Raw genomic sequence first — 13617 nt, forward strand, 5'->3', positions numbered from 1 at the left:
CCCAGGAGGGGGATGCGCTGTCCTCACACACCGGCCTTACGGCAACAATGGAGGAATGAGCGACAGTCCAGCCCCCCTCGCCGATCCCCACCTCGTCTACGACCCCGTAGCGGGAAGTGGCCCGAAGGACGTGGTGATCCTCGGCTCCACCGGGTCCATCGGCACCCAGGCCATCGACCTCGTGCTGCGCAACCCGGACCGGTTCCGGGTCACCGGCCTGTCCGCCAACGGCGGCCGGGTCGCGCTCCTCGCCGAGCAGGCGTACCGGCTGCGCGTGCGCACGGTCGCGGTGGCCCGCGAGGACGTCGTACCCGCCCTGCGCGAGGCGCTCACCGCGCAGTACGGCACGAGCGAGCCGCTCCCCGAGCTCCTCACCGGCCCGGACGCCGCCACACAGCTCGCGGCCTCCGACTGCCACACCGTCCTGAACGGCATCACCGGCTCCATCGGACTCGCCCCGACCCTCGCCGCCCTGGAGGCGGGCCGCACCCTCGCGCTCGCCAACAAGGAGTCGCTCATCGTCGGCGGCCCGCTGGTCAAGGCCCTCGCCAAGCCCGGGCAGATCATCCCGGTCGACTCCGAGCACGCCGCCCTCTTCCAGGCCCTGGCCGCCGGCACCCGCGCCGACGTCCGCAAGCTGGTCGTCACCGCCTCCGGTGGCCCCTTCCGCGGCCGTACGAAGGCCGAGCTCGCCGGCGTCACCGTCGAGGACGCCCTCGCGCACCCCACCTGGGCCATGGGCCCGGTCATCACGATCAACTCCGCGACCCTCGTCAACAAGGGTCTGGAGGTCATCGAGGCACACCTCCTCTACGACATTCCCTTCGACCGCATTGAGGTGGTCGTGCATCCCCAGTCGTATGTCCACTCGATGGTTGAGTTCACGGATGGATCGACACTGGCCCAGGCGACCCCGCCCGACATGCGCGGGCCCATCGCCATCGGCCTCGGCTGGCCCGAGCGCGTGCCCGACGCGGCGCCCACCTTCGACTGGAGCAAGGCCTCGACCTGGGAGTTCTTCCCGCTCGACAACGAGGCCTTCCCCTCGGTGAACCTCGCCCGGCACGTGGGCGAGCTCGCGGGCACCGCCCCGGCGGTGTTCAATGCGGCGAACGAGGAGTGCGTGGAGGCGTTCCGCCAGGGCGCACTGCCCTTCAACGGGATCATGGACACCGTCACCCGGGTGGTCGAGGAGCACGGCACCCCGCGTACGGGAACCTCACTCACCGTGTCGGACGTCCTCGAAGCGGAGACCTGGGCGCGGACCCGGGCCCGGCAACTGGCGGCACAGACGGCGGAGGCCCGTGCATGACGACCCTGATGTTCATCCTCGGCATAGTCCTCTTCGCGGTCGGCCTGCTCGCCTCGATCGCGTGGCACGAGCTGGGGCACCTGTCCACCGCCAAGCTCTTCGGCATCCGCGTGCCGCAGTACATGGTCGGCTTCGGCCCCACGATCTTCTCGCGCAACAAGGGCGAGACGGAGTACGGCGTCAAGGCCATCCCGTTCGGCGGCTACATCCGCATGATCGGCATGTTCCCGCCCGGCCCCGACGGCCGGATGGAGGCCCGCTCCACCTCCCCGTGGCGCGGCATGATCGAGGACGCCCGCACCGCCGCCTACGAGGAGCTCAAGCCGGGCGACGAGAACCGCATGTTCTACACGCGCGCCCCCTGGAAGCGCGTGATCGTGATGTTCGCGGGCCCCTTCATGAACCTGGTCCTCGCGGTGGCGCTGTTCCTCACCGTCCTGATGGGCTTCGGCATCACCCAGCAGACGACCACGGTCAGCTCGGTCTCCCAGTGCGTCATCGCGCAGAACGAGAACCGCGGCAAGTGCGAGAAGGGCGACCCGGCCGCACCCGCCGCCGCGGCGGGCCTCAAGGCGGGCGACAAGATCGTCTCCTTCAACGGGGTGAAGACCGACGACTGGAACAAGCTGTCGGACCTGATCCGCGCCACCCCCGGCAAGGAGGTGCCGCTCGTCGTCGAGCGGGACGGCCGGGACGTCACCCTGCACGCGAAGATCGCCACGAACCAGGTCGCCAAGAAGGACTCCTCCGGCCAGATCGTCGAGGGCCAGTACGTCCAGGCCGGTTTCCTCGGCTTCAGCGCCGCCACCGGCGTGGTCAAACAGGACTTCGGCGACTCGGTGACCTGGATGGGCGACCGGATCGGCGAGGCCGTCGACTCCCTGGCAGCCCTCCCCGGCAAGGTCCCGGCGCTGTGGAACGCGGCCTTCGACGGCGCCGAGCGCGAGGCCGACTCCCCGATGGGCGTGGTCGGCGCGGCCCGCGTCGGCGGCGAGATCTTCACCCTCGACATCCCGCCCACCCAGCAGCTGGCCATGGCCCTGATGCTGGTCGCCGGCTTCAACCTCTCCCTGTTCCTGTTCAACATGCTCCCGCTGCTGCCGCTCGACGGCGGCCACATCGCGGGAGCCCTGTGGGAGTCCCTGCGCCGCAACATCGCCCGGGTGCTGCGCCGGCCGGACCCGGGCCCCTTCGACGTGGCGAAGCTCATGCCGGTCGCCTACGTCGTCGCCGGGATCTTCATCTGCTTCACGATCCTGGTCCTGATCGCCGACGTGGTTAACCCGGTGAGAATCTCCTAGTCATACGGCGTTCGTGGCGGCCCGGCATGCTTTTCGCCGGGCCGCCTCCCATTGAGTGGCACGGTGGGTGGGATGTGCTCGCGCCGAGGCATGTGCCGTAATCTCGAAGCTCGGAGCCCGCTGCTCACGGGACCGGACCTTGATCCACGACTTGGGGTTGCACAGCAGATGACTGCGATTTCTCTCGGCATGCCGTCCGTTCCGACCAAGCTCGCCGAGCGCCGGAAGAGCCGCCAGATCCAGGTCGGATCCGTGGCCGTCGGCGGAGACGCCCCTGTCTCGGTGCAGTCGATGACCACGACGCGCACCTCCGACATCGGCGCGACGCTCCAGCAGATCGCCGAACTCACGGCCTCCGGATGCCAGATCGTCCGCGTCGCCTGCCCGACGCAGGACGACGCCGACGCCCTCGCGACCATCGCCCGCAAGTCGCAGATCCCGGTCATCGCCGACATCCACTTCCAGCCGAAGTACGTCTTCGCCGCGATCGAGGCCGGCTGCGCGGCCGTCCGCGTCAACCCCGGCAACATCAAGCAGTTCGACGACAAGGTCAAGGAGATCGCCAAGGCGGCCCGGGACCACGGCACCCCGATCCGCATCGGCGTCAACGCCGGCTCCCTCGACCGGCGCCTGCTCCAGAAGTACGGCAAGGCGACCCCCGAGGCCCTGGTGGAGTCGGCCCTGTGGGAGGCGTCGCTCTTCGAGGAGCACGACTTCCGCGACATCAAGATCTCCGTCAAGCACAACGACCCGGTCGTCATGATCGAGGCCTACAAGCAGCTCGCCGCCCAGTGCGACTACCCGCTGCACCTCGGCGTCACGGAGGCGGGCCCGGCCTTCCAGGGCACGATCAAGTCGGCGGTCGCCTTCGGCGCGCTGCTCTCGCAGGGCATCGGCGACACGATCCGCGTCTCGCTCTCGGCGCCCCCCGCCGAGGAGGTCAAGGTCGGCATCCAGATCCTGGAGTCCCTGAACCTCAAGGAACGCGGCCTCGAGATCGTCTCCTGCCCCTCCTGCGGCCGCGCCCAGGTCGACGTCTACAAGCTGGCCGAAGAGGTCACGGCCGGCCTCACCGGCATGGAGGTCCCGCTCCGCGTCGCCGTCATGGGCTGCGTCGTGAACGGCCCCGGCGAGGCCCGCGAGGCCGACCTCGGTGTCGCCTCCGGCAACGGCAAGGGCCAGATCTTCGTCAAGGGCGAGGTCATCAAGACCGTCCCCGAGTCCAAGATCGTGGAAACCCTCATCGAAGAGGCCATGAAGCTGGCCGAGCAGATGGAGGCGGACGGCGTGACCTCGGGCGAGCCGTCGGTGGCGGTCGCGGGCTGACCGCGCGGGGATCTCCGGGGCGAGGGCACGGGCCGCCCTCCCCGCCGTCGGCCGAGGCTCCCGCTCACCGGCGGCGGGCCCTGCGTACGCGGCGGGCCGTGAGGGCCGCGGAGTACATGCGGAAGAGCGACACCCGCGACGCGTCCTGCCGCGCCCCGCGCAGCGCCCACCGGAAGCCGAGGAACAGCAGCAGCTGCCGCAGCAGCACCGGCCCGGTGAGTACGGCGAGAGCCACGAGGGCGACGACCGGCGAACCGTCGAACGGACCGGCGACAAAGCGGAACACGGCACCTCCCTGAACCGCCCGGCAGCTCTGCCGGGCACCTGGGACGAGTGCACCGCGCGCCGACCCCGGACGGGGAAAACCCGGACGTCCGGGACACCGGATCCGGACTGGTGCGATCCGCTGGACGCCCTCCCGGACGCCCGGACACCATGGACACCTGTCCCGGACCGGTCGTCGAGAGGGCACCGTGGAGACCTGGCGGCACTTCCGGGCGGAGCTCGCCCGGCTCATGGACGAGGGCGAGGTCACCGTCGCGCAGGTGGTCCGGGCCATCCCCATCGGGCGCGAGACCCTCTACGGCTATCGGAGAGACCGTGAGGCAGGCGTCGGCAACGGCGACTGGGCGACCGTCCAGACGCTCCTCACCTGCATCGAGAACCTCGCCAGGGCCAACGGCCACACCTTGGAGATCGACCACGCCCACTGGCAGACGTCCTGGCAGAACCTCCGCGACCAGCAGACCTCCCGCAGACCGGGCGAGGAGTTCGCGCCGCGGCTGTCGGCGGACACCTGGATCGGCGGCTGGGACGGCGCGGCCGACGCCGTACTGGCCTGCTCGTCGGCACAGGAGTTCGCGGTCTGGCCGGCCGGACAGGAGCGGCTCGACGCACTGGCCCAGGCCGTCGCCCGGCTCAGCGCCGCCTGCGAACCGGAACTGGCCCGGGACGCAGCCGCACGCCTCGCCGCCGGTGCCGAGGCGGAGTTCGGCACATCGAGCGCCAAGACCCTGGCCGCCCGGCACGCGCTCGCGTTCTGGACCGGCAACACCCAGGACGTCCGCCGCGCCCTGGAGCTGACGACCGACCTGCTCGCGGACTGCTCACACCATCTGGGCCCGGATCACATCCTCACCCGGCTCGCCGCCTTGCGGAAGGCGCTCTGGCTCGGGCACATGGGCCGCTGGCACGAGTCCAACCGGCTCTACGCCCGGACCGCGCACCACGAAGCAGCGCTGCCCGACCAGGACCGCACCCTCTGGCTGCTCGCCCGCTGGGGCATGGCCCGCACGGGAGGGCGCTCGGGCAACTGGATCCACGCGCACATCGAGCTGGACCAGCTGCTGCCCGACGTCATCAAGGCCTTCGGCCCCGACGACCCGACCGCACTCGCCGCACGTCACTCCCACGCCTGGGCCACGGCACGCATGGGTCACCACAACGAAGCTTGCGACCTGCTCACCCGTCTCGCGGACGACGCCGAAGCGGCGCTCGGCCCCGGTCACCCCACGAGTCTGCGCATCCGCATCTCGCTCGCCCACTGGATCCAGCGCTGCGGCCCGGCCGAGGACGCGCTGTCCATGGCCACGGCCGTGCGGACGCACTGCGAGGGGCTGCTGGGCCCGGACCACGTCCTCAGCACCGAGGCCGCCGAGGTCGAGGCGCTGTGCAGGGTGGACGCCGATCCGGTCACGGCGATCGACGACCTCCGGGACGTGGCATCGCACCGCGAGCGGTACCTCGGCCGGGCGCACCCCCAGACGCTGCTGGCGCTGGCGAACTACGCGGCGGTGAAAGCCACCGTCGACGGTCCGCGAACGGTCGTCGCGCTGTTCCGGGAACTCGTCCGGGAATCCGGCCGGGCCCTGGGCGAGGACCACCCCGAGAGCCTGCGCGTCCGCATGAACCTGGCCATCGCGACCCTGGAGACCGAGGGAGCCGAGCGGGCCCGGCCGCTGTGCGTGGGGGCCGTGGCGGCGCTGCGCAGAGTACTGGGCGACGAGCACCCCGAAACCGTCCTGGGCGCGGAGCTGCTACGGGACATCGACCGGCTCAGACCCCACAGGACGCGCTCTCCGAGGTCGTACGGCACCTACGGCGAGGCGAACGGCGCTTCCAGCGACCGCGCCCTGAAGTGCGACATCACTCCCGTCACCTGGCCACACGAGCCCGCCGCCCCCACCGAGGCCGCCGGCACCCACCCGCCGACCGACGGCCACGCCGTCCTGCGCGCGGTCGCCGCACTGCCGGTGAGCACCTGGAGCTACCGCGGCGAGGAGGGCGTACGGCACCTCGGCCCCATGGCGCAGGACTGGTACGCCGCGCTCGGGCTGGGGGGCGACGACCGGACCATCCACCCCGTCGACGTCAACGGCGTCTCCGTCGTCGCCGTTCAGGCCCTGTACCGGATGCTGGGCGACCTCCAGGACGAGGTGAGACGGCTCGGAAAGCGGCTCGACGAACGGTGACGCCGGGCCCGTGCGCGTCCCGCCGGCCGTCACCGCACCGAGCGCGGCGGCACCGCCCAGCCACGCCAGGTACAGTGCGGGGACCAGCCGCCCCCAGTGTGTGAGGCCCCCGCACGTGTTGACCCAGACGACCTCACGGGTCCTCGAACCGAGCGACCTGGACGCCGCGCTCGCCGTCCTCGACCGCGAGCCGGTCGCGAACGCCTTCGTGACGTCCCGCGTGCAGATCGCCGGACTCGACCCGTGGCGGCTCGGCGGTGAGATGTGGGGCTGGTACGAGGACGGCATACTCAGATCCCTCTGTTACGCCGGCGCCAACCTGGTCCCGATCTGCGCCGGCCCGCGCGCCGTCCGCGCCTTCGCCGACCGTGCCCGCCGGGCCGGCCGCCGCTGCTCCTCCATCGTCGGCCCCTCCGGCGCCACCTCCGACCTGTGGCGGCTGCTGGAACCCCACTGGGGCCCGGCCCGCGAGGTCCGCCGCCACCAGCCGCTCATGGTCGCCGACCACCTCCCGGCCGACATCACCCCGGACCCCTACGTCCGCCGCGTCCGCAAGGACGAGATGGAAACGATCATGCCGGCGTGCGTGGCGATGTTCACCGAGGAGGTCGGCGTCTCCCCGCTGGCCGGTGACGGCGGCCTGCTCTACCAGGCCCGCGTCGCCGAACTCGTCGGCTCCGGCCGCGCCTTCGCCCGTTTCGACGCGGACGGCAAGGTCGCCTTCAAGGCCGAGATCGGCGCCGCGACGGACCGCGCCTGCCAGATCCAGGGCGTGTGGGTGGCCCCCGAGTACCGCGGCACCGGCCTGGCGGCCCCCGGCATGGCGGCGGTCCTGCGCTACGCCCTCGCCGACGTCGCCCCGGTCGTGAGCCTGTACGTCAACGACTTCAACACCGCGGCCAGGCGGACGTACCAGAGGGTGGGCTTCCAGGAAGTGGGAGCCTTCATGAGCGTCCTGTTCTGAAATGGCCTCAGGGGCGCGGGGAACTGCGCGAGCAACCCCCGTACAACCCACACTCGGCTGACAACCGAAACCCCCCCTGTAGGCTCCCCGCATGGACCTCGTGATCGGCCCACTCGACCTCTGCGCCCACGTCGACGAGGCCCTGGCCGTCCAGGCCGTGGCCTTCGGCCTGGGCCCCGACGAAGTCGCCGTCCGCCGCCAGATCGTCCTGCGTCACATGACCTACCCGGGCGCCCGCGCCCTCGGCGCCACAGCCGACGGCAACCTCGTCGGCTTCGTCTACGGCATGCCCAACGACCGCACCCACTGGTGGTCCACCGTCGTCGAGCCCTACCTCCGCGCCCTGCGCAACGACCAGTGGCTCGACGACTCCTTCGTGATCACCGAACTGCACGTCCACCCCGCGTACCAGAACCGCGGCCTCGGACGCTCCCTGATCACCACGATCACCGACGGCGCCGCCGAACCGCGCTCGATCCTGTCCGCGATCGACACCGACAGCCCCGCCCGCGCGCTGTACCGCTCCCTCGGCTATCAGGACCTGGCCCGCCAGGTCCTCTTCCCCAGCGCGCCGAAGCCGTACGCCGTCATGGGTGCCCCTCTGCCCCTGCGCCGCGGATAACCGATTTCCACCCCCGCGCACCCCCCGGATAACCTCCTGGCATCACCTACACGCAGCAGGAGCAGAGGAACCATGGCGAACGCACCGGTCCAGCGCATGTCCCAGTTGTTGGCGAAGACGTTGCGCGACGACCCGGCCGACGCCGAGGTCCTCAGCCACAAGCTCCTCGTCCGCGCCGGCTATGTACGCCGTACCGCCGCCGGCATCTGGAGCTGGCTGCCCCTCGGCAAGAAGGTGCTGGCCAACGTCGAGCGGATCGTCCGTGAGGAGATGGACGCCGTCGGCGCCCAGGAGGTCCTGCTCCCCGCCATCCTGCCGCGCGAGCCCTACGAGGCCACCGGCCGCTGGGAGGAGTACGGCCCCGAGCTGTTCCGCCTCCAGGACCGCCGGGGCGGCGACTACCTCCTCGGCCCCACCCACGAGGAGATCTTCACCCTCCTGGTGAAGGACCAGGCGTCCTCCTACAAGGACCTGCCCGTCATCCTCTACCAGATCCAGAACAAGTACCGCGACGAGGCCCGCCCCCGCGCCGGCATCCTGCGTGGCCGCGAGTTCCTGATGAAGGACTCCTACTCCTTCGACACCGAGGACGAGGGCCTCGCCAAGTCCTACGCCCTGCACCGCGAGGCCTACCAGAAGATCTTCGCGCGCCTGGGCCTCGACTACCGCATCTGCGCCGCGACGGCCGGCGCCATGGGCGGCTCCAAGTCCGAGGAGTTCCTCGCCCCCGCCGAGGCCGGCGAGGACACCTTCGCCGACTGCCCGAACTGCGACTTCGCCGCCAACACCGAGGCGATCACGTACGAGTTGACGTCCGTCGACGCCTCGGACGTGCCGGCCGCCGAGGACATCCCGACCCCCGACACCCCCACCATCGAGACCCTCGCCGCCTCCCTCGGCGTCCCGGCCTCGGCCACGCTGAAGAACCTCCTCGTGAGGGTCGACGGCGAGATCGTCGCCGTCGGCGTCCCCGGCGACCGCGAGGTCGACATGGACAAGGTCGAGGCGCACTTCGCCCCGGCCACCGTCGAACTGGTCACCGAGACGGACTTCGCGGCCCGCCCCGACCTGGTCCGCGGCTACGTCGGACCGCGGGGCCTGGAGAAGGTCACGTACATCGCCGACCCGCGGGTCGCCCCGGGCACGGCCTGGATCACCGGCGCCAACAAGGCCGGCACGCACACCAGGAACGTCGTCGCGGGCCGTGACTTCGAGGTCGGCGCCTACGTCGATGTCGTCGTCGTGCAGGAGGGCGACCCCTGCCCCAAGTGCGGCACGGGCCTCGTCCTCGACCGCGCCATCGAGATCGGCCACATCTTCCAGCTGGGCCGCAAGTACGCCGACGCCCTCAAGCTCGACGTCCTCGGCCAGAACGGCAAGCCGGTCCGCGTCACCATGGGCTCCTACGGCATCGGCGTCTCTCGCGCGGTGGCCGCCCTGGCCGAGCAGAGCGCCGACGACAAGGGCCTGTGCTGGCCCGCCGAGGTCGCCCCGGCCGACGTCCACGTGGTCGCCGCCGGCAAGGCCCTGCAGACCGAACTGGCCCTCGACATCTCCGGGAAGCTGGCCGCGGCCGGTGTCCGGGTCCTGGTCGACGACCGCCCCGGTGTCTCCCCGGGCGTCAAGTTCACGGACTCCGAGCTGATCGGCGTACCGAAGATCCTCGTGGCCGGCCGGCGCGCGGCCGACGGCGTGGTGGAACTGAAGGACCGCCGCACCGGCGAGCGCGAGGAACTGACGGTCGAGGAGGCCGTCGCCCGCCTCACGGCATAGCACCGACGCCGCACGGCACGGCACCGCACCGACGTCGCACGGCACAGCACCGACAGGGTTGGGCGGACTGGCCGAAATGAGTCCGCCCGGTACCGCGAGACGACGTCCGGGCCGGTGGTCCGGGGCGTTGCATCCGGGCCGTCCGCCCCGACGCCCTACAGCCAGCTCGCGAACTCCAGCAGCAGCTCCGCGTCGCGCGGCCGTCCGACCCGCCCCGCCCGCACACCCGACTCCACGGCCCTGAACAGCGTCCAGCCCCGCAGCCGCTCCTGGTCCACGTCCAGGGACTCGGCCAGCCGCTTCACCCGGCGCCGGGTGGTGGCCGCGCCGGACGGCTGGGCGATCAGGTCCTCCACCCGGTCCCGGACCAGCCGGGCCAGATCGAAGGAGCACTCGCCGACCACCGGGTCGGGCCCCACGGCCAGCCACGGCATCCGCTCCGCGCCGAGCACCTTGCTCTGCCGGAACGTGCCGTGCAGTAGCCGGTGTTCGGGCGGCGCGGCCAGCAGCTCCTCGCGCGCCGCGAGCGCCAGGTCGACCAGCGGAGCCACCTCGGGATCGGCCTGGGCCCGTGCCCTCATCGCCTCGGCCTGCCGCCCGGTCCGGTCGGCCACGGTCTCGAAGGGGAAGTCGGCGGGGGGCTCCACCCACAGCCGCCGCAGCGTCCCCGCCGCCTCCAGCAACGCTTTGGCCTCCGGCAGCGACCGCACCGACACGTCCGGATGCAGCCGCTCCAGCAGCAGGACCCCCTCCGCGGAGAAGGGCCCGAGCAGCTGCACGGCACCGCGCCCGGCCCAGTGCGCCAGCGCGGCCCGCTCGGCCTCCGGGCGGGCCCGGCCCGGCGCCAGCTTGAGCACGGCGGGCGTCCCGTCGGCGGCCCGCACCAGGACGACCAGGCTGCTGCGCCCGCCGGGCACCTGCACCCGCTCCACGGTCAACTCGCGTAGCGCGACGGCCTGCTGCGCCGCCTCGGGCAGCTTCTCCAGCCAGTCGTCACCGTCCGGCGCCGTCTCACCGAGCGCCCTGACCAGACGCTTCGGCGGTTCGAAAACCATGCGCGAGTCGTTCCCTTCGTGCTGTCCGCGGTGCGTGCCCGGCCCGGGTCACGCCGTCGGCGCCGCCGAGGGCGGGGCCGTGCCGGCCCGCTCGGCGAGCCCAGGGAAGGCTACGCTCTCGCCGCGCCAGCGCACCGCCCGCACCGCCGCCTCCCGCAGCGCCTCGGCGGCCAGCGTCCGCCGTCCGCCGCCCGCCGCGCGCACCAGGTCGGCGTACACCCCCGCCACCCGGTCCTCCAGCTCGGCCGCGAGCCGCACGGCCGCCGCCGAGTCCGGTACCTGGAAGGGCAGCGCGTAACCGGCGGACGCGGCCACCGGCCGGCCCCCCAGGTCCTTCACCTCGCGCACCAGCGCATCCCTGCGCGCCCGGTGCGCGTCGTACGCCGTGCGTGCCTCGGTGCGCTGCCCGTCGCCGATCCTCCCGCCGACGATGCCATAGCCGTACACCGCCGCGTGCTCGGCCGCCAGCGCCGCCTGCAGGGCGCGCAGCTCCCGGTCCTTCTCCTCGCTCACGCGTCACCCTCCGTCAGCAGATACACGTGCGCCGCCCCGGCCGCCGCCACCGACGCCAGCAGGCGTGCCAGCTCACCCGGGACCCCGCCGAGCGCCTTGGTCCGCCGGTCGGCGAGCTCCCGCTCCGCCGCGGCGAGCCCGGCGAGGGCGTCCTTGTCGTTCCCCGGCACGGTCGCGGACGGCGAGGGCGAGGACGATGAGGTCACCGAAGGAGAGGGGGAAGAGGGCGCCGAGGGCGATGCTTTCCGGCCACCGCCGAACGCCCGCGCGTGCCGTACGACCTCCTCGCGCAGCGGCCCCAGCCGGCCCGCGAGCCCCGGACGGGCGGCGATCACCGCGTCGTAGCGCTCCACCAGGCCCTCGCTGTCCCGGGCCGCACGCGCGCGTGCCCGGTCCGCCGCCGACGAGCCCTCGCCGACCGGTCCGCCGGAGTCCCCGCCGGTGCAGCCCGTCAGGGCGAGGGCCGCCGGGGCGACGGCGAGCAGACTCCTTCTGCGCGGCCCCGAGCGGGCACGCGGCGATGAGGGGAAGGGCACGTCAGACGTCCTCGGGGGCTCGTTTCGAGAAACATGCGAGAAAGGAGGGAGTGCAAGGGCTGCATGCCCGTGATCACGGTACCCGGGCCTCCGCCCGGCATCACTCAGCGGCACCGTTCGTGACCGGGTGGACGGCAACACTCCCCGCGACCGGATACCCTTTGACCAGACACGCGCCCCATCCCACAACAGCACACGCGGCCGAGGAGTCACCCGGATGAGCACCACCCAGAGCGAGAGGCTGCGAGAACTGCTGGAGCCGCTCGTCACCTCTCAGGGCCTGGACCTCGAAGAGATCGAAGTGGACTCCGTCGGACGCAAGCGTGTGCTGCGCGTGGTCGTCGACTCGGACACGGGCGCCGACCTGGATCTGATCGCCGATGTGAGCCGCGCGCTCTCGGCGAAGCTCGACGAGACGAACGCGATGGGCGAGGGCGAGTACACCCTCGAGGTCGGGACCCCGGGCGCGGAGCGCCCCCTCACGGAACACCGGCACTACGTCCGCGCCACGGACCGGCTGGTGAAGTTCCAGCTGTCCGAGGGCGGCGAGCTGGTCGCCAGGATCCTGAAGGTCGACGACGAGGGTGTCGACACCGAGGTGCCCGGAGTGAAGGGCCGCAAGGCCACCGCGCGCAGAATCGCCTTCGACGACATCGTCCGGGCGCGTGTCCAGGTCGAGTTCAGCCGCAAGGACAACAAGAAGGAAGAGGAGGCGTAGCCGTGGACATCGACATGAGCGCCCTGCGGGGCTTGGTTCGGGAGAAGGAGATCTCCTTCTCCCTGCTGGTCGAGGCGATCGAGTCGGCCCTCCTCATCGCCTACCACCGCACCGAGGGAAGCCGCCGCCACGCGCGCGTGGAGCTCAACCGGGAGACCGGCCATGTGACCGTGTGGGCGAAGGAGGACCCCGACGACCTCGAGGAGGGCCAGGAGGCCCGCGAGTTCGACGACACCCCGTCCGGCTTCGGCCGTATCGCCGCGACCACGGCCAAGCAGGTCATCCTGCAGCGCCTGCGCGACGCCGAGGACGACGCGACGCTCGGCGAGTACGCCGGCCGCGAGGGCGACATCGTCACCGGCGTGGTCCAGCAGGGCCGCGACCCGAAGAACGTGCTCGTCGACATCGGCAAGCTCGAGGCCATCCTGCCGGTGCAGGAGCAGGTGCCGGGGGAGACCTACCCGCACGGCATGCGCCTGCGCTCCTACGTCGTCCGGGTGGCCAAGGGCGTCCGCGGGCCCTCCGTCACCCTCTCGCGCACGCACCCCAACCTGGTGAAGAAGCTCTTCGCCCTGGAGGTGCCGGAGATCGCCGACGGTTCGGTGGAGATCGCCGCGATCGCCCGTGAGGCCGGTCACCGTACGAAGATCGCCGTACGGTCCACCCGTTCCGGTCTGAACGCCAAGGGCGCCTGCATCGGCCCCATGGGCGGCCGTGTACGCAACGTCATGGGCGAGCTGAACGGCGAGAAGATCGACATCGTCGACTGGTCGGAGGACCCGGGCGACATGGTGGCGAACGCGCTGTCCCCGGCCCGCGTCTCCAAGGTGGAGATCGTGGACATGGCGACCAGGTCGGCCCGGGTGACCGTGCCCGACTACCAGCTGTCCCTGGCCATCGGCAAGGAGGGGCAGAACGCCCGCCTCGCGGCCCGGCTGACCGGCTGGCGCATCGACATCCGCCCGGACACGGAACCGGCCGGGAACGGCTCCGAGGAATAGATCCAAGCCGCGGGCCGTTCAGATC

The 13617-nt window shown here is 71.9% G+C and carries 13 protein-coding genes; 9 read left to right on the forward strand and 4 right to left on the reverse strand.

From position 1 onward, the window contains the following. Window positions 1–55 precede the first annotated feature (55 nt). The 3 genes from dxr (at window position 56) to ispG (ending at window position 3939) form a co-directional block, all read left to right on the forward strand. Window positions 56–1312 carry a 1-deoxy-D-xylulose-5-phosphate reductoisomerase gene (dxr, locus tag IE153_RS36365; protein ID WP_189593968.1) on the forward strand — a complete coding sequence of 419 codons (1257 nt, stop codon included), beginning with the start codon at window positions 56–58 and terminating at the stop codon, window positions 1310–1312. Beyond that, the gene (locus IE153_RS36370) at window positions 1309–2613 is read left to right on the forward strand and encodes a M50 family metallopeptidase (RefSeq protein ID WP_498063516.1); all 1305 of its coding nucleotides are present in this window, start codon (window positions 1309–1311) and stop codon (window positions 2611–2613) included. The genes dxr and IE153_RS36370 overlap by 4 nt, the downstream gene beginning before the upstream one ends. Window positions 2614–2781: 168 nt before the next feature. Continuing rightward, window positions 2782–3939, forward strand: coding sequence for a flavodoxin-dependent (E)-4-hydroxy-3-methylbut-2-enyl-diphosphate synthase (gene ispG, locus IE153_RS36375; RefSeq protein ID WP_031103460.1), 1158 nt, complete (start codon window positions 2782–2784; stop codon window positions 3937–3939). A gap of 64 nt (window positions 3940–4003) precedes the next feature. Here ispG and IE153_RS36380 read toward each other — a convergent pair whose 3' ends face one another. Beyond that, window positions 4004–4225: a hypothetical protein gene (locus IE153_RS36380; RefSeq protein WP_189593969.1), complete on the reverse strand. Its 222-nt coding sequence runs from the start codon at window positions 4223–4225 to the stop codon at window positions 4004–4006. A 187-nt stretch (window positions 4226–4412) separates the two neighbouring features. On the opposite strand from IE153_RS36380, the gene IE153_RS36385 reads away from it, so the two are divergent. The 4 genes from IE153_RS36385 to IE153_RS36400 all read left to right on the forward strand — a co-directional run bounded on the left by IE153_RS36385 (window position 4413) and on the right by IE153_RS36400 (window position 9769). Next, on the forward strand, window positions 4413–6410 hold the full coding sequence (locus IE153_RS36385) for a tail fiber domain-containing protein (RefSeq protein WP_189593970.1): 1998 nt from the start codon (window positions 4413–4415) through the stop codon (window positions 6408–6410). A 115-nt stretch (window positions 6411–6525) separates the two neighbouring features. Then, complete coding sequence (locus IE153_RS36390) at window positions 6526–7374, forward strand: GNAT family N-acetyltransferase (RefSeq protein ID WP_189593971.1); 849 nt, start codon at window positions 6526–6528, stop codon at window positions 7372–7374. Between the two features lie 91 nt (window positions 7375–7465). Further along, window positions 7466–7996, forward strand: coding sequence for a GNAT family N-acetyltransferase (locus IE153_RS36395; protein ID WP_189593972.1), 531 nt, complete (start codon window positions 7466–7468; stop codon window positions 7994–7996). 72 nt (window positions 7997–8068) lie between these two features. Next, window positions 8069–9769 carry a proline--tRNA ligase gene (locus tag IE153_RS36400; protein ID WP_189593973.1) on the forward strand — a complete coding sequence of 567 codons (1701 nt, stop codon included), beginning with the start codon at window positions 8069–8071 and terminating at the stop codon, window positions 9767–9769. A 155-nt stretch (window positions 9770–9924) separates the two neighbouring features. Here the strand turns inward: IE153_RS36400 and IE153_RS36405 are convergent, their stop codons facing one another. The 3 genes from IE153_RS36405 to IE153_RS36415 are packed head-to-tail and all read right to left on the reverse strand — an operon-like array spanning window position 9925 to window position 11873. Then, entirely contained in the window at window positions 9925–10824 is a 900-nt protein-coding gene (locus IE153_RS36405) for an aminoglycoside phosphotransferase family protein (RefSeq protein ID WP_189593974.1), read from the reverse strand. 48 nt (window positions 10825–10872) lie between these two features. Next, complete coding sequence (locus tag IE153_RS36410; RefSeq protein ID WP_185012185.1) at window positions 10873–11337, reverse strand: ferritin-like domain-containing protein; 465 nt, start codon at window positions 11335–11337, stop codon at window positions 10873–10875. Continuing rightward, on the reverse strand, window positions 11334–11873 hold the full coding sequence (locus IE153_RS36415) for a hypothetical protein (RefSeq protein WP_189593975.1): 540 nt from the start codon (window positions 11871–11873) through the stop codon (window positions 11334–11336). Before IE153_RS36415 ends, IE153_RS36410 begins: the two co-directional genes overlap by 4 nt. A 217-nt stretch (window positions 11874–12090) precedes the next feature. Here IE153_RS36415 and rimP point away from each other — a divergent pair, with 217 nt between their 5' ends. Next, a complete protein-coding gene (rimP, locus tag IE153_RS36420; protein ID WP_031111412.1) occupies window positions 12091–12591 on the forward strand; it encodes a ribosome maturation factor RimP in 501 nt (166 codons plus the stop codon). Window positions 12592–12593: 2 nt separating this feature from the next. Next, a complete protein-coding gene (gene nusA / locus IE153_RS36425) occupies window positions 12594–13592 on the forward strand; it encodes a transcription termination factor NusA (protein ID WP_031111413.1) in 999 nt (332 codons plus the stop codon). Window positions 13593–13617: the final 25 nt, after the last annotated feature.

Source organism: Streptomyces massasporeus, from assembly GCF_014648995.1.
GTDB classification, from domain to species: domain Bacteria; phylum Actinomycetota; class Actinomycetes; order Streptomycetales; family Streptomycetaceae; genus Streptomyces; species Streptomyces massasporeus.